The 14,165-nt window shown below is 62.8% G+C and carries 29 protein-coding genes; 26 read left to right on the top strand and 3 right to left on the bottom strand.

The annotated features are described in order from the left end of the window. Positions 1 to 106: 106 nt before the first annotated feature. Complete coding sequence (locus B3D50_RS01320; protein WP_286949022.1) at positions 107 to 1,330, top strand: AAA family ATPase; 1,224 nt, start codon at positions 107 to 109, stop codon at positions 1,328 to 1,330. A gap of 148 nt (positions 1,331 to 1,478) precedes the next feature. Continuing rightward, positions 1,479 to 1,706, top strand: coding sequence for a hypothetical protein (locus tag B3D50_RS01315; RefSeq protein WP_286949019.1), 228 nt, complete (start codon positions 1,479 to 1,481; stop codon positions 1,704 to 1,706). 60 nt (positions 1,707 to 1,766) lie between these two features. Here B3D50_RS01315 and B3D50_RS15745 read toward each other — a convergent pair whose 3' ends face one another. The 3 genes from B3D50_RS15745 to B3D50_RS01305 form a co-directional block, all read right to left on the bottom strand. Further along, a complete protein-coding gene (locus tag B3D50_RS15745) occupies positions 1,767 to 2,096 on the bottom strand; it encodes an excalibur calcium-binding domain-containing protein (RefSeq protein ID WP_349680832.1) in 330 nt (109 codons plus the stop codon). A 66-nt stretch (positions 2,097 to 2,162) separates the two neighbouring features. Further along, a complete protein-coding gene (locus tag B3D50_RS01310; RefSeq protein ID WP_286949016.1) occupies positions 2,163 to 2,720 on the bottom strand; it encodes a hypothetical protein in 558 nt (185 codons plus the stop codon). Positions 2,721 to 2,815: 95 nt separating this feature from the next. Beyond that, complete coding sequence (locus B3D50_RS01305) at positions 2,816 to 3,196, bottom strand: hypothetical protein (protein ID WP_286949013.1); 381 nt, start codon at positions 3,194 to 3,196, stop codon at positions 2,816 to 2,818. 177 nt (positions 3,197 to 3,373) lie between these two features. Between B3D50_RS01305 and B3D50_RS01300 the strand changes: the two genes are divergently transcribed. The 24 genes from B3D50_RS01300 to B3D50_RS01185 all read left to right on the top strand — a co-directional run bounded on the left by B3D50_RS01300 (position 3,374) and on the right by B3D50_RS01185 (position 14,114). After that, positions 3,374 to 3,715: a hypothetical protein gene (locus B3D50_RS01300; RefSeq protein ID WP_286949011.1), complete on the top strand. Its 342-nt coding sequence runs from the start codon at positions 3,374 to 3,376 to the stop codon at positions 3,713 to 3,715. Next, positions 3,715 to 3,945, top strand: a complete 231-nt coding sequence (locus B3D50_RS01295) for a hypothetical protein (RefSeq protein WP_286949009.1) — start codon at positions 3,715 to 3,717, stop codon at positions 3,943 to 3,945. Before B3D50_RS01300 ends, B3D50_RS01295 begins: the two co-directional genes overlap by 1 nt. Beyond that, on the top strand, positions 3,942 to 4,214 hold the full coding sequence (locus tag B3D50_RS01290) for a helix-turn-helix domain-containing protein (protein ID WP_286949006.1): 273 nt from the start codon (positions 3,942 to 3,944) through the stop codon (positions 4,212 to 4,214). Before B3D50_RS01295 ends, B3D50_RS01290 begins: the two co-directional genes overlap by 4 nt. Before the next feature lie 8 nt (positions 4,215 to 4,222). Beyond that, the gene (locus tag B3D50_RS01285) at positions 4,223 to 4,441 is read left to right on the top strand and encodes a hypothetical protein (RefSeq protein WP_286949003.1); all 219 of its coding nucleotides are present in this window, start codon (positions 4,223 to 4,225) and stop codon (positions 4,439 to 4,441) included. Continuing rightward, complete coding sequence (locus B3D50_RS01280) at positions 4,438 to 5,193, top strand: ERF family protein (protein ID WP_286949001.1); 756 nt, start codon at positions 4,438 to 4,440, stop codon at positions 5,191 to 5,193. Before B3D50_RS01285 ends, B3D50_RS01280 begins: the two co-directional genes overlap by 4 nt. Beyond that, positions 5,193 to 5,846 carry a hypothetical protein gene (locus tag B3D50_RS01275; RefSeq protein WP_286948999.1) on the top strand — a complete coding sequence of 218 codons (654 nt, stop codon included), beginning with the start codon at positions 5,193 to 5,195 and terminating at the stop codon, positions 5,844 to 5,846. The genes B3D50_RS01280 and B3D50_RS01275 overlap by 1 nt, the downstream gene beginning before the upstream one ends. Further along, positions 5,836 to 6,591 (top strand): hypothetical protein, encoded by a 756-nt coding sequence (locus B3D50_RS01270; RefSeq protein WP_286948998.1) that lies wholly within the window; start codon positions 5,836 to 5,838, stop codon positions 6,589 to 6,591. Before B3D50_RS01275 ends, B3D50_RS01270 begins: the two co-directional genes overlap by 11 nt. Next, a complete protein-coding gene (locus B3D50_RS01265) occupies positions 6,588 to 7,034 on the top strand; it encodes a recombination protein NinB (protein ID WP_286948997.1) in 447 nt (148 codons plus the stop codon). Before B3D50_RS01270 ends, B3D50_RS01265 begins: the two co-directional genes overlap by 4 nt. Continuing rightward, positions 7,031 to 7,396: an HNH endonuclease gene (locus B3D50_RS01260; RefSeq protein ID WP_286948995.1), complete on the top strand. Its 366-nt coding sequence runs from the start codon at positions 7,031 to 7,033 to the stop codon at positions 7,394 to 7,396. The genes B3D50_RS01265 and B3D50_RS01260 overlap by 4 nt, the downstream gene beginning before the upstream one ends. After that, positions 7,396 to 7,659, top strand: coding sequence for a hypothetical protein (locus B3D50_RS01255; protein WP_286948993.1), 264 nt, complete (start codon positions 7,396 to 7,398; stop codon positions 7,657 to 7,659). The genes B3D50_RS01260 and B3D50_RS01255 overlap by 1 nt, the downstream gene beginning before the upstream one ends. After that, the gene (locus B3D50_RS01250; RefSeq protein ID WP_286948992.1) at positions 7,652 to 7,909 is read left to right on the top strand and encodes a hypothetical protein; all 258 of its coding nucleotides are present in this window, start codon (positions 7,652 to 7,654) and stop codon (positions 7,907 to 7,909) included. The genes B3D50_RS01255 and B3D50_RS01250 overlap by 8 nt, the downstream gene beginning before the upstream one ends. Further along, positions 7,906 to 8,115 (top strand): hypothetical protein, encoded by a 210-nt coding sequence (locus B3D50_RS01245; RefSeq protein WP_286948991.1) that lies wholly within the window; start codon positions 7,906 to 7,908, stop codon positions 8,113 to 8,115. The genes B3D50_RS01250 and B3D50_RS01245 overlap by 4 nt, the downstream gene beginning before the upstream one ends. After that, entirely contained in the window at positions 8,112 to 8,834 is a 723-nt protein-coding gene (locus B3D50_RS01240) for a DNA cytosine methyltransferase (RefSeq protein WP_286948989.1), read from the top strand. The genes B3D50_RS01245 and B3D50_RS01240 overlap by 4 nt, the downstream gene beginning before the upstream one ends. Next, complete coding sequence (locus B3D50_RS01235; protein WP_286948987.1) at positions 8,831 to 9,574, top strand: hypothetical protein; 744 nt, start codon at positions 8,831 to 8,833, stop codon at positions 9,572 to 9,574. Before B3D50_RS01240 ends, B3D50_RS01235 begins: the two co-directional genes overlap by 4 nt. Beyond that, positions 9,562 to 9,858, top strand: coding sequence for an ASCH domain-containing protein (locus tag B3D50_RS01230; RefSeq protein ID WP_286948986.1), 297 nt, complete (start codon positions 9,562 to 9,564; stop codon positions 9,856 to 9,858). Before B3D50_RS01235 ends, B3D50_RS01230 begins: the two co-directional genes overlap by 13 nt. Beyond that, on the top strand, positions 9,858 to 10,058 hold the full coding sequence (locus B3D50_RS01225) for a hypothetical protein (protein ID WP_286948983.1): 201 nt from the start codon (positions 9,858 to 9,860) through the stop codon (positions 10,056 to 10,058). Before B3D50_RS01230 ends, B3D50_RS01225 begins: the two co-directional genes overlap by 1 nt. Then, positions 10,055 to 10,762 carry a hypothetical protein gene (locus B3D50_RS01220; RefSeq protein WP_286948981.1) on the top strand — a complete coding sequence of 236 codons (708 nt, stop codon included), beginning with the start codon at positions 10,055 to 10,057 and terminating at the stop codon, positions 10,760 to 10,762. Before B3D50_RS01225 ends, B3D50_RS01220 begins: the two co-directional genes overlap by 4 nt. Beyond that, a complete protein-coding gene (locus B3D50_RS01215; RefSeq protein ID WP_286948978.1) occupies positions 10,755 to 11,027 on the top strand; it encodes a hypothetical protein in 273 nt (90 codons plus the stop codon). The genes B3D50_RS01220 and B3D50_RS01215 overlap by 8 nt, the downstream gene beginning before the upstream one ends. 317 nt (positions 11,028 to 11,344) lie before the next feature. Continuing rightward, the gene (locus tag B3D50_RS01210; RefSeq protein WP_286948976.1) at positions 11,345 to 11,533 is read left to right on the top strand and encodes a hypothetical protein; all 189 of its coding nucleotides are present in this window, start codon (positions 11,345 to 11,347) and stop codon (positions 11,531 to 11,533) included. Beyond that, positions 11,523 to 11,921 carry a hypothetical protein gene (locus B3D50_RS01205; RefSeq protein ID WP_286948974.1) on the top strand — a complete coding sequence of 133 codons (399 nt, stop codon included), beginning with the start codon at positions 11,523 to 11,525 and terminating at the stop codon, positions 11,919 to 11,921. The genes B3D50_RS01210 and B3D50_RS01205 overlap by 11 nt, the downstream gene beginning before the upstream one ends. After that, positions 11,918 to 12,148, top strand: coding sequence for a hypothetical protein (locus B3D50_RS01200; protein ID WP_286948972.1), 231 nt, complete (start codon positions 11,918 to 11,920; stop codon positions 12,146 to 12,148). Before B3D50_RS01205 ends, B3D50_RS01200 begins: the two co-directional genes overlap by 4 nt. Then, positions 12,145 to 12,564 carry a thermonuclease family protein gene (locus B3D50_RS01195; protein ID WP_286948970.1) on the top strand — a complete coding sequence of 140 codons (420 nt, stop codon included), beginning with the start codon at positions 12,145 to 12,147 and terminating at the stop codon, positions 12,562 to 12,564. The genes B3D50_RS01200 and B3D50_RS01195 overlap by 4 nt, the downstream gene beginning before the upstream one ends. Then, the gene (locus B3D50_RS01190) at positions 12,561 to 12,746 is read left to right on the top strand and encodes a helix-turn-helix domain-containing protein (protein WP_286948967.1); all 186 of its coding nucleotides are present in this window, start codon (positions 12,561 to 12,563) and stop codon (positions 12,744 to 12,746) included. The genes B3D50_RS01195 and B3D50_RS01190 overlap by 4 nt, the downstream gene beginning before the upstream one ends. Before the next feature lie 216 nt (positions 12,747 to 12,962). After that, a complete protein-coding gene (locus B3D50_RS01185) occupies positions 12,963 to 14,114 on the top strand; it encodes an amidohydrolase (RefSeq protein ID WP_286948964.1) in 1,152 nt (383 codons plus the stop codon). Positions 14,115 to 14,165: the final 51 nt, after the last annotated feature.

Here is a 14,165-nt window from a genome sequence, read left to right as displayed (position 1 = left end):
GCACCTTGTCAGCCCTCCAGCCCCTTTAGTCAACGCCGTAGACATGATAGTCAACGCTTCGAACGACTCCCAGAGGCCGGACTGAACCATGTCTAAAGCTGCCCCCATGTCCTCCGACGACTGGCTGATGCTCGATTTCGAGATATCTCGCCTTTTCGACGGTGCCCCAGTCGATGAAGAGCAAATGTTTGCCGGCCGCCTCAACGAGGTGACCAAGATGCTTCGCACAGTGATGGAGCGCTCCCGACACGTCGTGCTGTTTGGGGAGCGGGGTGTCGGGAAAACGTCTCTCTCGAATATTTTCTGGCGCCGGTACGGCAAAACGCTCCAGAGCTTTGTGGTGGCACGCGTACAAACCGGCCCTCAAGACGATTTTTCCTCTCTCTGGATAAGAGCACTTGAAGAACTAAAGTCAGTCGCCACCGGCAGCGGAAAGGGAGATTACGTCCCTATACAGACGGAGTTTGAAAGCCTTACCCCCTCGCAGGTCCGTCGAGAACTTCAGAAAATTAGCCCCAATGCGCTACCCGTCGTAATCATTGATGAGTACGACAAACTCGGCAACAGAGACGCCAAGATACTGACAGCCAACCTGATCAAGGAGCTTTATGATTTCTCGATAACGACAACAGTTATTCTAGTTGGAGTTGCCGAAAACATATCAGAACTGGTTGAGGATCACGCATCTACCGACCGCGCTATCGTTCAAGTTCCTCTTAATCGAATGTCTGAGGACGAACTCAAAGAAATTATTTATCAGCGCGTGAGCCAAACCCCGATGAAGTTCACGCCAGATGCAATCCTGACGATTGTCATCTTATCTCGGGGACTGCCGTTCTTTACACAAGTTCTGTCCAAGCACGCAGCGCTCAACGCCATTGAGCAAAGAAAACTGACCGTGACAAATGCCGACGTCGACGCCGCGATGACCCGTTTTATTAATGATACAGAGGTGTCTTTCAGAGATGCCTACCGGGCCGCTACGCGTACTAATCAGAAAAGCAACCTTCAGGAGTCGTTACTAGCCTGTGCCTTAGCCAAGTGTGACGATGAGGGCTTCTTTAAGGCTACTGATGTGGTCGAGCCATACAGCGCTATAATGAGAGACAAGAAACGCATTGCGCACTTCGAAAAGCACCTACGGCGCTTTAGTTCGGAAGATGGCGGAAACGTTTTGGTTAAGCGAGGCGGTGAACGTCAACAGACTTTTCGGTTTGCTGATCCGATGATGCAACCATACGTCATCATCAGGGGGATCCAGACCGGCATGATCGACGAAATGGCGAAAAAGCTCCTGCTGCAAAAGCAGCAGGGCGAATTGCCAATCTGAAACTTCCCATTCCGCCGGTGGGCTTATCGGCCCGACTTGAGAGCGCCCCCTCGACTCTCACCGGGCCGTTTCAGATCGAAGTAGCTCGACAGCAGGAACCGACAAACCTCCCACCGCTTGGTTTCAGGCAACAAACAGGGAGATGACCATGACCGACGTCCCGCCAAACGACCCTGACCCTCGCGGCCCTGCCGATAAAGACAGCCTGCAGGAGCAGGCCAGGCGCGAGACTGAGGACGCCGAACGTCGGGAACGAGAGCCTGACCCCAGCGTCACCACGCCTCAGCCTGACGAAAACCCCGACCAGCGCCGAAAGCTGGAGGAGGAAGCGGCGAAGGCTCCGCCTGCTACGCCGCCAATCGCGAACCCGGACTGATCAATCAGCAGATCAATTGGATACGGCGGCCCCGGATGGAGCCGCCGTTCTTCAAATCCATCACCGCTCGCACCCAACCCCATCACCGTCACGGTCTAGGTGCGGACCATAGCCTGGCTGGCCGCGACGTACAGGTGCCCTGCCCGCCGCTCTAGCCTCAGAGCAGTTACGGAAGGCCGCAGCAGAACTTGAGCCAGAACCAATGAGCCCTCGGGCTTGGTTGGGTGAAGCGGAACGCGAGGAACCGCCGCTGCTGCCGCGATGGCAGTGATAGCCGCCATTCTTCCGGTCGTTGTGGCAGCCTTCGGAATTCAGGCCGCCTGGGTGGGCCGCAGTTGTGGCCGGCGCGAACACTAGAAGCGCTGCAACACCCAGAGGGACGATCTTCATTGCCTACTCCAAGTAGAAGACGGCGGCCCCCTACGGAGCCGCCGTTTGCTCTCCTGTCGATGCAACCTATCGCGCGCCGGTGATGCGCTTGAAGCCGGGATCTTGGATGGCCTTGGCGATCAGGTCATTTACAGCCGGGCCGAACGCTGCCGCCGCGTTGTTGCAGGCGGAAACGGCGGAGAAGCTCGAAGAGAAGGGGTAGGTGTTGGAAACCTGATAGCCCGCTGGATCGAGGTTCGAAGACAACGTCATCGTCAGGGACCAACTGCCAGTGCCGAAGCTGTTCAGATCGAGGGCGTCCAGTCGGCCCATGACGACAGCACCTTGAGAGGCGTCCAGAACGCCTGCTTGGAACAGCTCGGCCTGGAAGGCGTCGCGGATATAGGTCTCAACCGTCTTGCCCGGCGCCACATCCACTGGCCCCATCATCCGGCAAGCCGGCGTGGTGTTGATCGCCTGATCGCGCGTGAATGCGCCAAGCTGAACCTTTGTGTTGCTGGGCTTCAGCGCAGCCTGAAACGCCATCACGTTCTGGGTCGATGGTTGATAGGGATAGCTGGTGGTGGTTTCACACGCAGCCAACGAGAGAGCGACGCCAGCCATGGCGAGCAGGTTGATCTTCATTTTTGGGATGCCCCGAAGTTAATCCGCCCAAGCCCCCTGCCTAGACGCATAACTTCGTCATATCACGCAGCTATCGCGCGTCTAGATAACACAGGTCAGTAACGCGCATTTTCGATCCGCTTGGCCGCCTCTTCGTCCACGCCATCACGTGCCGACAGATCCACCTGTGTCCAAACGTCCCCGGCAGCACTGCAGTCGATCTTGAAATAGGCGAAGTCGTCGAGCCAGGGGTCACGCCCTTCCGGATCGATCATGAGGGCTTCGTCAGGCACATTACCGATCGCCTGGAGCAATTCCGGTTCATCCATCGTGCCCGCTTCTTCGTCGCGCCACTGCTGGAAGACGTGCACGCCTTCTGCCGATAGCGCGAGAATGCGCCCGCCCTCCTCGGCGTCCACGGCGCAGACAAACGGATAGAGCTTGCCGGGCCGACCTCTCCAGAACGGTTGCGCATAGTAGTGCAGCCGACGCGGCATGCCTTCCTCCAAAAGTTAACACCCACAACGCCACACCGGCGTCGACCGAGTCGAGTCGCGCGCCCTCGATCTACGACCGGGTTTGGCGCACACAAGAAAAGTCGGAGATTTCCGATCTTTTATGTTGACGGTCGGAAATCTCCGACTTACCGTCTCTCCATCAACGGGAGACGAACGATGTCACTCAAGAACGAAATCACCCACGACTCGAAGGCGGCAGCCTGGTCAGCACTGAGCGCTTTTCGTGCCACCTTCCCCGCGCCGACCGCAGAGAACCGCGCGATCGAAGCGCGCCTGGAAGCCGACCTGACCGCCCTGCGCGAAGCCGATGGGTCGCTGTTCGATGATCGTGCTGACGAGCTGATCCGCTGGGCGGACAAGAACGAGGCGCTGGCCGAGCAATACCCTTCGGCTGCGAAGGACTATCGCCACACGGCGGCGCTCTTCCGCGCTGAGGCTGCCGAACTGCGCCGCAAAGCCATTGTGGTTCGGGCCGCCACCTTTGGGATGGCCGCGTGATGAACCGGGACACCATCATCGCCGCAGAAGACCTCTGCATCGACATGGACGCTGATCTGGCTCGCGCCCGCTCTGCACTGTCGCTGTCGAACACGGTCAAGGCCGAGCGCCACATCGCTGACGCTCTGACGGCCGCCAAGCGGATCATCGCCCTGCTGGAAGGCGCCCCATCGCCCCAGCCCGCGATCCGCATCCCCGCCAATGATCTTTTCCGGGAGATTGCAGCTTGAACAAGCGCCAGCAAGCCAAGGCCGCCACGCGCGCCAAACTGATCGCCGCCGCCAGAAAGCTCTGGGCCGAGCCCGCCACGTATGAGCGCATGGGCATCCGGGAGATTTCGACCGAAGCCGGAATGTCGACCGGCGCGGTGTTCGCTAACTGGAAGAGCAAGGCTGACCTGTGGCGAGACGCTATGGGCTACGAGCCTCCGGTCGACTGCGCCGAGGTTCGTGCCGTCCTGCAGGCATCCGCAGCGGCCCTCTACCCGAGGGCTGCTTGATGGGAGCCGTGATCCCCTTTCCCCGCCAGCCTCACGCGCAGTCGCTGATCAAGCACACGGCGACGCTCAACTGGCTGGACCGCCACGGCGCGGCGCATCGCGAGCGTCATGCGGCTTGGACCGCCCGTGAAGCCGCGCGCATGGCCTGGAACCGCGCCCGCTCCATGCGGGAAGCCGGAGAGGCCCTGACCTTCCGCATCGATCACCGCTCGCATGTGATCGGATGACCCGCACCCCTTCCGAAGCCAGAGACGAGGCGGGCGCCAACAACGCCCCCTCGATGGCTCTCGCTCTCACTGAGGCGCACATGCCCCCGCTGACCATCGAACCCAACTACGGCCTGATCTGGGAGGGCGAACGCCCGCCCATCGCCAAGGCCTACGTCGCCGCGCAGAAGGCCATGGACGCCATCAAGAAGGCGGCGCGCAACGATCACTTCCGGACCAAGTACGCCGATCTGGCCGAGGTGGTCGAAGCGGTTGTGCCCGCGCTCAACGAGCATGGCATCGGCGTCATCCAGAACGCGGTGAATGACGGAGACTGGGTGTCGATCACCACGACCCTGCTCCACGAGAGCGGATCGTCTGTCAGCAGCACCCTGAGGCTGCGCCCCTCCAAAACCGATCCTCAGGGCGTTGGCTCGGCGATCACCTATGGTCGTCGCTACTCCCTGCTGGCGATGACCGGCGCTGCGCCCGAGGACGACGACGGCAACGCCGCCAGCGGCCCGCGTCAGGACCGCCGTGAGCAGACCGGTCCGTCCGCCGCTGCGCAATATGCGGCCGACCAGCTACGCCAAGCGCGGACGAAGGACGAGTTCACCCACTTCTGGAACAGCGAGAAGGAAGGTCTGCGGCAGTCGCTGAGCGACGGCGACTACGCGCACGTCGTCAAGGTCATGCAGTCCGAGGCCAAGCGCTTCGCACCGGCCGAGGCCGCCAACGCCTCGACGCCCTTCGACGAGAAGGACGCGGCCTGATGGATATTCAGCACTTCGATCTGGACACCTTCTGGAGCCGCTACGGGCACTCGGAATACGAGACAACCGACTTCGCGAAAGCACTGGATCGGTTGCCGAATGTGACAGCTGGCGGCCCATGGATCGCTGGCGGCGCTGTTCGTCGGGTCGTTACCCGCAAGCCGCAGGAAAGCGACTTCGACTTTTTCTTCAAGGATGAAGGGCAGTTCGACGCCTTCTGCAAGGCGATTGAAAAGGCTGGCGGGTTCCGCACCAACGAAAGCGACTTCAACGTCACCTTCTGCATCCCAGCTGTGAAGGCCAAGCCCATCGGTGATGACGAGTTCTCGCCGGGTGGCCCGGAGCTGAAGGTTCAAGCGATCCGCATCGAGTATTTCGAGAGCCTGGACGCGGTTCTGGAAAGCTTCGACTTCAGCATCTGCCAGTGCGGCTTTGACGGCGCCCGCATGGCGTTTGGTCCGTGGACCCTGTGGGATCTGGCGAACAATAAGCTGGTCCCCGGCAGGCTGCGCTACGGCGCATCGAGCCTGCGGAGGGTGATCAAGTACACGCGCCAGGGCTTCACCATCTGCGGCGGCGGACTGGCGGACATGCTGGAACAGGTCGCTGCCGACCCCAGCATCATTCGTGGGGAGGTCGAGTATGTCGACTAACCTCGCTGCGGCAGAGCCAATCCACCTATCCAACTCGACACCCTTCGACCTCATCGCCGAGGACGCCGAGACCTGGCTGGAGGAAGCCCGCAACTGGGCTGACGGCCAGCCGGTCGAGAACCAGAAGCAGGCGGACGCAGTCTCCATGATCATCGACGCTCTGCGGAAGTCCGCAGATGCGGCGGAGAAACAGCGCAAGGCCGAGGTCAAGCCGTTCGATGACGCCAAGGCCGCTGTGCAGGAGCGGTATGCGCCACTCTTCGCTCCGGCGACCAACAAGTCACCGGGCAAGGTGCACAAGGCGGTCGCCGCGCTGAAGGCTGTACTCGCTCCCTACCTGCGCAAGTTGGAGGAGGAGAAGCGCGCCGCTGAGGCTCGGGCCCGCGAAGAGGCCGAACGCGCTGCCCGCGAGGCTGCAGAAGCCCTGGGCGCTGCCAATGCCGCAGACCTCGCTGCCCGAGAAGCGGCTGAAGAGAAGGTTCGTCAGGCTGAGGCTGCGGACAAGGCGGCCAAGCAGGCAGCCAATGATCGCGCCCATGCCAACGGCGGCGAGCGCGCCATCGGCCTGCGAACCAAGCACGTAGGGATGATCCTCGATCTGAACGAGGCCGTGAAGTTCTACTGGCGCCAAGACGACAAGCCGTTCCGCGAACTGATCCAGCGTCTGGTTGATGCCGACATCCGGGCCGGCCGGCGCGGCTCCGCCATCCCCGGCGTCGAGATCCGAGAGGAGAAGGTGCTTTGACCCGCCACCTCCTCAAGCTCACGCCTGACCAGCGCGATACCGCCCATGCCTGGGTGGAGAAGGCCCTCCGTCTCTGGCAGCCCGGCGCAGCCTGGATGCTGGAGGTCCGCGAGGCCACACGCTCGGACGAACAGAACCGCGCCCTCTGGTCGCTGCTGGGGCAAATCCAGAAGGCTCGCCCCGTCCACAACGGCGTCCAGATGGACACCGAAACGTGGAAATGCCTGTTCATGCATGCGCTCGGCCGCGAGGTCCGCTTCGTTCCGACGCTGGACGGTTCGTCTATGCTCCCGCTGGGCCTGCGTTCATCAAAACTGACCAAGCGCGAGTTCTCAGACCTGATTGAGCTGATCCTCGCCTGGTGCGCGGAGAACGGCGTCGAGGTCGAGCACTTCAACGCGGCGAACGACGACCACGCCTCTGCAGATTGCGAGGCAGCATGAGCCGCCAAGTCCCCGAGTGGATCGGCAAGACCGACGACAGCCCCATCCCTGCCCGCGTCAGGGCTCGGGTGTTCGAGGCCCACGGCGGCCGCTGCCACATATCCGGCCGCAAGATCGGAGCCGGAGAGCCTTGGGACTGTGACCACGTCATCGCCCTGATCAACGGCGGCGAGAACCGTGAGAGCAACCTCGCCCCGGCCCTTCGCGACAAGCACCGCGAAAAAACGGCCCAGGACGTGGCTGTCAAATCGAAGACTGCCCGGATGCGGGCGAAGCACCTCGGCATCTGGCCGAAATCCAAAACCCGCTGGCCGACGCGGAAGCTCGGCGTCGCTCGCCCCCAGCCCCGGGAGTCCCACTGATGGAAGTCATCACCTGGACCAGTGCGAACCACGGCGCCATCGCCCGCATCCGTATGCCCATGCCGTCGAAGGGCGGCTCCAAAATCGGCTGGTCGCCGGTCGTCATCCACGGCTCCACCGAAGCCGAGGCTCGCGACAAGGCCCACGCCTTCTACCAGTCCGAGCTTGAGCGCCTGTCGGCTCGCGCTGATGGCAAGGCCCGCCGTCTGGAGAAGATGGCTGCTGCCCGCGCCTCGAAACGCGAGGAGGCTTCCCATGCCTGAATCAACCAAGAGCCCGGCAGAGGTGCTGGGGGGTGATCGATCGCCGGTCGAGCAAGGCCTGATCTACCTGATCGGACGCGACATTGACCGCGCTATTGCCAATCTCGGCTACCCGGTCGGAATGGGCATCGGCGTCGGCCCTGAACTCGCCGAGCGAGCGGCTTCGCGCATACTCGACAAGCTGACAGACAAGGCCCTGCGCGACCTGCTGGAAGTCCGCCAAGCCTCCATCCGTGGGGGTGAGGCATGAGCGGGGTGAAGCATACGCCAGGGCCGGACCCGGTTTACTATCTGCGCTGCATCCATCGGCGTCTCCAGACGATCCAGGAGGCTATGCCTGACGAGAAAGGTCTCTCGCTGGGCAACATCGCCTTGGCTGACGAGGCCGACTGGCTCGACGGCTACATCGAAGAGATCGCCCGCGCCCGTGGTGAGCAGGACGGGGGTGGGGAATGAAAGTCCTCGACCTGTTCAGCGGGATCGGCGGCTTCAGCATGGGCCTTGAGCGCGCGGGCATGGAGACCGTGGCCTTCTGCGAGATCGATCCGTTCTGCCGCCGAGTGCTGGCGAAACACTGGCCGGAGGTGCCGTGCTATGATGATGTCCAAACTCTCACCGCAAGCCGACTTGTTTCAGATGGAGTTGGAAGAGTCGACGTCATCACCGGTGGCTTCCCTTGCCAAGACATCAGCTTGGCCGGGAGGATGCGAGGGATTGACGGTAAAAAGTCATCCATGTGGGAGGAGCTTGCGCGCCTCGTCGAGGAAGCGCGACCTAAGTTTGTCATCCTCGAAAACTCCCCCGTCCTTCGCTCTCGTGGACTGGACCGCATCCTCAGCAAGTTTGCTTCGCTCGGGTATGATGCGGAGTGGCACTGTCTACCGCTTAACGCCATTGGCGCGCCTCACAGGCGGGATCGCGTCTGGGTTATTGCCTACCCCGCTGGCCTCGGAGACCGGCTACCGGAGGGCCAAGTTTGCACAGGGCGGAACCTCGCTCAGCACGGCACTTGGTGGGGTTCCGAACCCAATGTTTGTCGAGTGGATGATGGGTTTCCCAATGGGGCACACAGACGTCGAGTGCTTGGTAATGCCGTCTGCCCGACCATCCCGGAAATCCTAGGCCGCGCGATCATCGCAGCGGCGAACCCTGTGCGCGAGGAGATCGCAGCATGAGCATGACCACCCCTCGCGTTACCGTGCCGGTTGAGCCGACAGAGGCGATGATGAAGGCGGCCGATGCCGTCGATTGGAGCAACGAAGACGAGCGCGCCTCCGTCGTCAACATGTGGCAGGCCATGCTCTCCGCAGCCCCCGCGCCGGAAGGCGGGGCGGTGGACTATAGAGTTCGGACGGAAGGTGCGCCGGGTATCACCGAGCCAGACCCCGCCATCGCCACCCGAGAGGAAGCCCCGGCAGAGGCAGGGGAAGACGTAAACTGGAAGGCTGAATACGAGGCTGCTTGCGCGGCCCGCATTTCAGATCGACAGAAGTCGCAGGAAGTTATCAACGAACGCGACAAGTGGGTTGCTGAACTGCTCCAAGAGCGCGCCGCCCTCCGCGCCCAGCCGCCAGCCCGCGAGGACGCGCAGCCGGTGGCGGAAGCGGATCGGTCGAAGTGGATTTCCGATGCTCGCGACTTCACCGAGCGCATGACCAGCCAGCCGATGGCCTGTGAGATCATCGAGCGCTTGCTCGACATCATCACCCACCCCGCCCGCGACGCGCTGCGGGTAGCGGTGGAGGCGTTGGAGAAGATCGCTGACGCTCGGGTCTTTGATGAACGCGGTGAAGACTATCGAGGGATAGCGCATCCATATCGCGCCTGCCGCGCGGATGAAACCGAACAAGTCGCCATCAAAGCCCTCGCCGTCCTGCAAGCCGAACAGAAAGGCGGTGCGTTATGGCTGTTCTGACGCTGCCGCTGAATGGCGTCTATTTCGATCAGATCAAAGACGGCACCAAGGTTGAAGAGTTCCGTCTTGTCACACCATTCTGGTCAAAGCGCCTTGAGGGACGCTCGTATGAGCGCATTGTCCTGACGCGCGGCTATCCGCCTCGAGACGACCAAAGCCGCCGCCTAGAGCGGACATGGCGGGGCTTCACGCGCAAGACGATCACGCACCCTCACTTCGGAGCTGACCCTGTCGAGGTGTTTGCGATCGACGTGTCCCTGCAAGCCGAACAGGGGGCGAGGTGATGGCCGGTGAGTTGAAGATCACGGCGTATATCGCCGCCCTGGTCGCTGCGTCCTTCGTGTCTGTGATCGTGAACCGCGTGACAGGATGGCAGGTCGGCATCGGCTTCGGTGTTGCCTGCGGGATGCTCTACGCCCTTCTGTGGCCCGAAGTTATGGGCCTGCGGCGCGCCACCCCCTCGGACAAGGAGGGCGGGGAGTGAGCAATCAGCACGGAACATTGGACGCGCTGTGCCGCATCCCCCACCCCCTCACCCCGCGCGAGAAGGTGGCGCAGATCATAAAGGAGAAGGTGTCTGGGCCGCACTTCACTGACCCATCGCACTTCGTCGCGATGGAGCAGGATCGGTTCATCGCTGCCGACGCCATCATCACCGCCCTCGCATCCGGCTCCGGCGATCAGTCATCCGGGAATCCCGGAATACTGAAATCCGGCGATCATGCGGAACTGGCTGACTTGCTCGACTTACAGGCTGTGCTGCGAGCAGACCGCCTGCCCGAATGCTCGTTCGATGATGGGAAGACATGGGAACTCGATGGCGTTGGAGTTGCAGAGACATTCTCTCGCGCAGCCGACACCCTAGAAGCCATCCTCGCAGAGAACTCGGCGCTGCGGGCCGCGAACACCGAAGCAGAGCGCAAGCTGGCTGAGGCGGTGGAGGCCATGGAAGAGATCGCCGCTATTGAGCCGAAGCCTTTCGAGGGTGGCCTAGACATGGAGTCGATACGCGCTTGCGAGGAGTGTCGTCGCTATGAGGGCCATCCGGTCCAGCACGGCATCTGCAACACGCACCGCCGCCCGATCTGGGACCGAGAGAAGCACGAAGGCCATGAGGAGAAAGCTCTAGGCTACCGGGCAAAATCAATCGCCCGCACCTTCCTCAGCAAGGAGGCCGAACGTGGGTGAGCCGCAAACCTATGACGATTGGCTGAAAGAGCAGGGGCCACTGGTCGACCTGTCGAACCGCGTCCAGCGTTGGTCTCTGCGGCGCGGAAACAAGGCCTATCGCGAGACCGGAAAGTGGGACGGCGGCAACTTCGGAGAGGCGGCTCGCGCGCTGAAGGTGACGGTCGCCGAGGTTGCCGCAGCAGTCGAATGGCATCCCTGGATGCTGACGCTCGACACTGACGCCCCTTTGCCGATCAGGAGGATCGAACACGATGGCGAGTAAGCCAATGACTGACCCTATGGAACTAGTGCGGAAGCTTGAGGCTGGTGATGTGTCGCTCAAGACGACCCGTGCCGCCGCCGCCTGCATCCGCGAGATGGTGGAGTGGCGGCCTATTGAGACGGCTCCGAAGGATGGGACGCTGATCCTGTGCCTCTACCCGGATCGCCACGGACAAGACCAACTGTCGCTTCGTTATTGGGCTGTTGGTGATTGGCCGTCATCGGGGCGAACGGAGGGATGGTCCGATCAGCATAGGCAGCTCCGCAAGACGGAGCCGACCCACTGGCTCCCCCTCCCTCCAGCACCAGGAGAAGAAGATGAATAGGGTTCATTCCGCCTGCGGCTCCATACCCCGCCAGTCTGACCTCTCCGTCATCGCTGAACTTCAGGCGCTGGCGCTGGCGATCCGCATCGTCGGCCTCGACAACCTCGACAAGGTGATCGTGCGCCCGACGACCGAACCTGTAAGCGATCCTTACAAGTTGGAGGACACCCATGACCGCTGACCTGTCCGCCATCATCGCTAGGCTGGAGGCTGCACACGCGACCGGCATCATCTTGGAGAGCGAAGCCATCGCTCTACAGTCTGCGCTCGGCCTTGAGGACGCTTATGACACCGACTGGAAGCAGTGTTGCTGGAACGCGCTACGCGGGTCAGTGGACGCGGCATTTGGGATTGCTGAGCAGGCCTTGTCAGACCGCGAGATAGCCCTTTCTCAGCGTAAACCGCGCCACCTGGAGACGTGCGCTGAGTGGTGGCATGCGAGCCTGTTTAAGGTCCGCACAGGTGTGGTCTTCGGGGTCGGTCCCAGCACCGTAACGGCGAAGGCCTCGGATCCCGCCATCGCCCTCTGCATCGCCATCCTTCGCGCCAAACAGGGAGAGGGGGAATGACGGATCTATCTGACGTCCGAGCCCGCGCCTGGGAAACTCGTCGCGCCCGTTACGGCCAGCGGGGCCATGCCGGGTCGTACTCGCGCAACACCGCAGAGCGCGGCGCTCTCGGTCTGGTCATGCGCCTCTTGAATGAGGGCGTCCTGTCCGAGGGCCAGGTCTGCCGTGCGACCCAGCTTGATCGCGGGACCGTCCGCGCGATGGCCGACGCAGCAGGTGAAGCATGACCCCCATCCTCCTGATCTGCGCCACCCTCGCTATGAGCGACGGAGACAGCGGCCGGTGCGTGACGGCTGACGGCGAGCGCCACCGCGTCCGGCTGGCCGGCATCGACGCCGGGGAGGTGGCGCCCTTCACTCGCTGCCGCCAACGGCCGAACGTCTGGGCCTGTTCTGAGCAGGCCCGCGCCACAGCTGACCGCGCCACCGAACGCGCCCGTCAGCTCGCCGCGAATGGCGCCCGCTGCACCGTCCAGTCCCGCGACCGCTACCAGCGCATCGTGGCGACCTGCACGGTCAATGGCCGTGACCTGGGCTCGATCCTCGTTCGCGAGGGCTTGGCCATATCCGAAACCAACTACGGTGATCCCTACCGCCGTGAAGAGAGCGAAGCCCGAGAGAGAGGAAGGGGGATGTGGCAGTGAACGACGACTTCAAGATCGCGTACACGATCAAGGAGGCCTGCGACGCCACCGGCATCGGTCGATCGACCCTCTACACCCTCATCAAGGATCGGCGCGTCGAGGTAGTGAAACTCGGCACGCGGACACTTATCCCCAAGAGGTCGCTAGAGCGCCTTTTCGAGGAAACGCCGCGCGCGGCCTGAGTTTGCGGGTAGGGAGAAAGTTAGGGAGAACCTCTAGAATGCCCCGGAAATCCAGTGTTTCCGGAGGGGTTTAGACGGTCTCTCTGTCCGCCATCTTCTTCGCCCAAGCCGACACCCGCCTCATCGCCCTGCGCTCAGCGCAGGCGGCTGCTATGTCGTTTCGACAGCGGCGATGCTAACCTCGCCGCCTCCCCTTTTCGACGGATGCGCGACCCCATGACGCCCTTGCCTGCTCTCGCCGCCCTGGCTGCTGACATGACCGCCTGGCGGCGGGACATCCACGCCCATCCGGAACTGTCCGGTCAGGAATCACGCACCGCCAAGCTGGTGTTCGACGTGCTGGAAGGGCTGGGCCTGAAGCCCGAGGGCGGCATCGGCGGCGAAGGCGTGGTCGCCGTCATCGAGGGGCGCGAGCCCGGCCCGTCCATCGGCCTGCGCGCCGACATGGACGCCCTGCCCATGAACGACGACAGCAACGTCCCGCACGCCTCGACCAAGCCCGGCGTCTCGCACGCCTGCGGCCACGACGGCCATACGGCGACCCTGCTGGGCGTGGCGAGCCATCTGGCCGCCAATCCGCCCGCGCGCGGTCGCGTGGTGCTGATCTTCCAACCGGCGGAAGAGACGGGTCTGGGCGCCGTCGCCATGATCGAGGACGGCCTGTTCGACCGCTATCCGTGCGACGAGGTCTACGGCTATCACAATATGCCGCTGCTGCCGCTGGGCGAGGCGGCGGTCCACACCGGCCCGACCATGAACGGCTATAAGGTGTGGGAGATCGACATTCAGGGCGTCGGCGGCCACGGCGCCGCCCCGCACAAGACCAAGGATCCGGTGCAGGCCGCCGTACGCGTGGCCTCGGAAATCTCATCCATCGTCGGCCGTCATGTCGACCCGATGGAGCCGGCCCTGATCACCGTGACCAAGCTTCAGGCCGGATCGTCGCACAACGTCGTGCCGCACGAAGCCAGTCTGGCGGGCACCCTGCGCGCCACCTCGTCCGAGGTGATCGAGACGATGTGGCAGAAGCTTCAGGCCATCTGCGCGGGCGTCGGCGTCATGACCGGCTGCACCGTCACGGTGCGCGAGACGGCGGGCGTGCCCCCTGTCTTCAACGCCGCCGCTCAGGCCGACGTGGCGGCGACGGCGGCGGGCGGCGTATTCGGCACGGACAAGGTGCACCGCGACCTGAAGCCGTACCCGTTTACCGACGACTTCGCCTATATGTTGCAGATCGCGCCGGGAGCCTATTTCTTCGTCGGCCAGGGCGGGACGATGGTCCACCAGACCGCCTATGACTTCAACGACGACCTGCTGCCGAACGTGGCCTCGGTCTTCGCCCGGATCGTCGAGGCGAAGCTGTCCTGATGGTTGAAATCACGCTGAGTTTTTACACTCGTCATCCTCGCCCTTGTGGCG

The organism is Brevundimonas sp. UBA7507 (assembly GCF_002478355.1).
In the GTDB taxonomy this organism is placed as follows: Bacteria; Pseudomonadota; Alphaproteobacteria; order Caulobacterales; family Caulobacteraceae; genus Brevundimonas; species Brevundimonas diminuta_D.
This window is presented reverse-complemented; position numbering and strand designations above follow the sequence as displayed.

What these genes read in the sequence shown, in the direction of transcription:
- B3D50_RS01320 (WP_286949022.1), top strand. Translation starts at nt 107, where the DNA reads ATGTCCTCCGACGACTGGCTGATGCTCGATTTCGAGATATCTCGCCTT.
- B3D50_RS01315 (WP_286949019.1), top strand. Translation starts at nt 1,479, where the DNA reads ATGACCGACGTCCCGCCAAACGACCCTGACCCTCGCGGCCCTGCCGAT.
- B3D50_RS15745 (WP_349680832.1), bottom strand. Translation starts at nt 2,096, where the DNA reads ATGAAGATCGTCCCTCTGGGTGTTGCAGCGCTTCTAGTGTTCGCGCCG.
- B3D50_RS01310 (WP_286949016.1), bottom strand. Translation starts at nt 2,720, where the DNA reads ATGAAGATCAACCTGCTCGCCATGGCTGGCGTCGCTCTCTCGTTGGCT.
- B3D50_RS01305 (WP_286949013.1), bottom strand. Translation starts at nt 3,196, where the DNA reads ATGCCGCGTCGGCTGCACTACTATGCGCAACCGTTCTGGAGAGGTCGG.
- B3D50_RS01300 (WP_286949011.1), top strand. Translation starts at nt 3,374, where the DNA reads ATGTCACTCAAGAACGAAATCACCCACGACTCGAAGGCGGCAGCCTGG.
- B3D50_RS01295 (WP_286949009.1), top strand. Translation starts at nt 3,715, where the DNA reads ATGAACCGGGACACCATCATCGCCGCAGAAGACCTCTGCATCGACATG.
- B3D50_RS01280 (WP_286949001.1), top strand. Translation starts at nt 4,438, where the DNA reads ATGACCCGCACCCCTTCCGAAGCCAGAGACGAGGCGGGCGCCAACAAC.
- B3D50_RS01275 (WP_286948999.1), top strand. Translation starts at nt 5,193, where the DNA reads ATGGATATTCAGCACTTCGATCTGGACACCTTCTGGAGCCGCTACGGG.
- B3D50_RS01270 (WP_286948998.1), top strand. Translation starts at nt 5,836, where the DNA reads ATGTCGACTAACCTCGCTGCGGCAGAGCCAATCCACCTATCCAACTCG.
- B3D50_RS01260 (WP_286948995.1), top strand. Translation starts at nt 7,031, where the DNA reads ATGAGCCGCCAAGTCCCCGAGTGGATCGGCAAGACCGACGACAGCCCC.
- B3D50_RS01255 (WP_286948993.1), top strand. Translation starts at nt 7,396, where the DNA reads ATGGAAGTCATCACCTGGACCAGTGCGAACCACGGCGCCATCGCCCGC.
- B3D50_RS01250 (WP_286948992.1), top strand. Translation starts at nt 7,652, where the DNA reads ATGCCTGAATCAACCAAGAGCCCGGCAGAGGTGCTGGGGGGTGATCGA.
- B3D50_RS01245 (WP_286948991.1), top strand. Translation starts at nt 7,906, where the DNA reads ATGAGCGGGGTGAAGCATACGCCAGGGCCGGACCCGGTTTACTATCTG.
- B3D50_RS01240 (WP_286948989.1), top strand. Translation starts at nt 8,112, where the DNA reads ATGAAAGTCCTCGACCTGTTCAGCGGGATCGGCGGCTTCAGCATGGGC.
- B3D50_RS01235 (WP_286948987.1), top strand. Translation starts at nt 8,831, where the DNA reads ATGAGCATGACCACCCCTCGCGTTACCGTGCCGGTTGAGCCGACAGAG.
- B3D50_RS01230 (WP_286948986.1), top strand. Translation starts at nt 9,562, where the DNA reads ATGGCTGTTCTGACGCTGCCGCTGAATGGCGTCTATTTCGATCAGATC.
- B3D50_RS01225 (WP_286948983.1), top strand. Translation starts at nt 9,858, where the DNA reads ATGGCCGGTGAGTTGAAGATCACGGCGTATATCGCCGCCCTGGTCGCT.
- B3D50_RS01210 (WP_286948976.1), top strand. Translation starts at nt 11,345, where the DNA reads ATGAATAGGGTTCATTCCGCCTGCGGCTCCATACCCCGCCAGTCTGAC.
- B3D50_RS01205 (WP_286948974.1), top strand. Translation starts at nt 11,523, where the DNA reads ATGACCGCTGACCTGTCCGCCATCATCGCTAGGCTGGAGGCTGCACAC.
- B3D50_RS01200 (WP_286948972.1), top strand. Translation starts at nt 11,918, where the DNA reads ATGACGGATCTATCTGACGTCCGAGCCCGCGCCTGGGAAACTCGTCGC.
- B3D50_RS01195 (WP_286948970.1), top strand. Translation starts at nt 12,145, where the DNA reads ATGACCCCCATCCTCCTGATCTGCGCCACCCTCGCTATGAGCGACGGA.
- B3D50_RS01185 (WP_286948964.1), top strand. Translation starts at nt 12,963, where the DNA reads ATGACGCCCTTGCCTGCTCTCGCCGCCCTGGCTGCTGACATGACCGCC.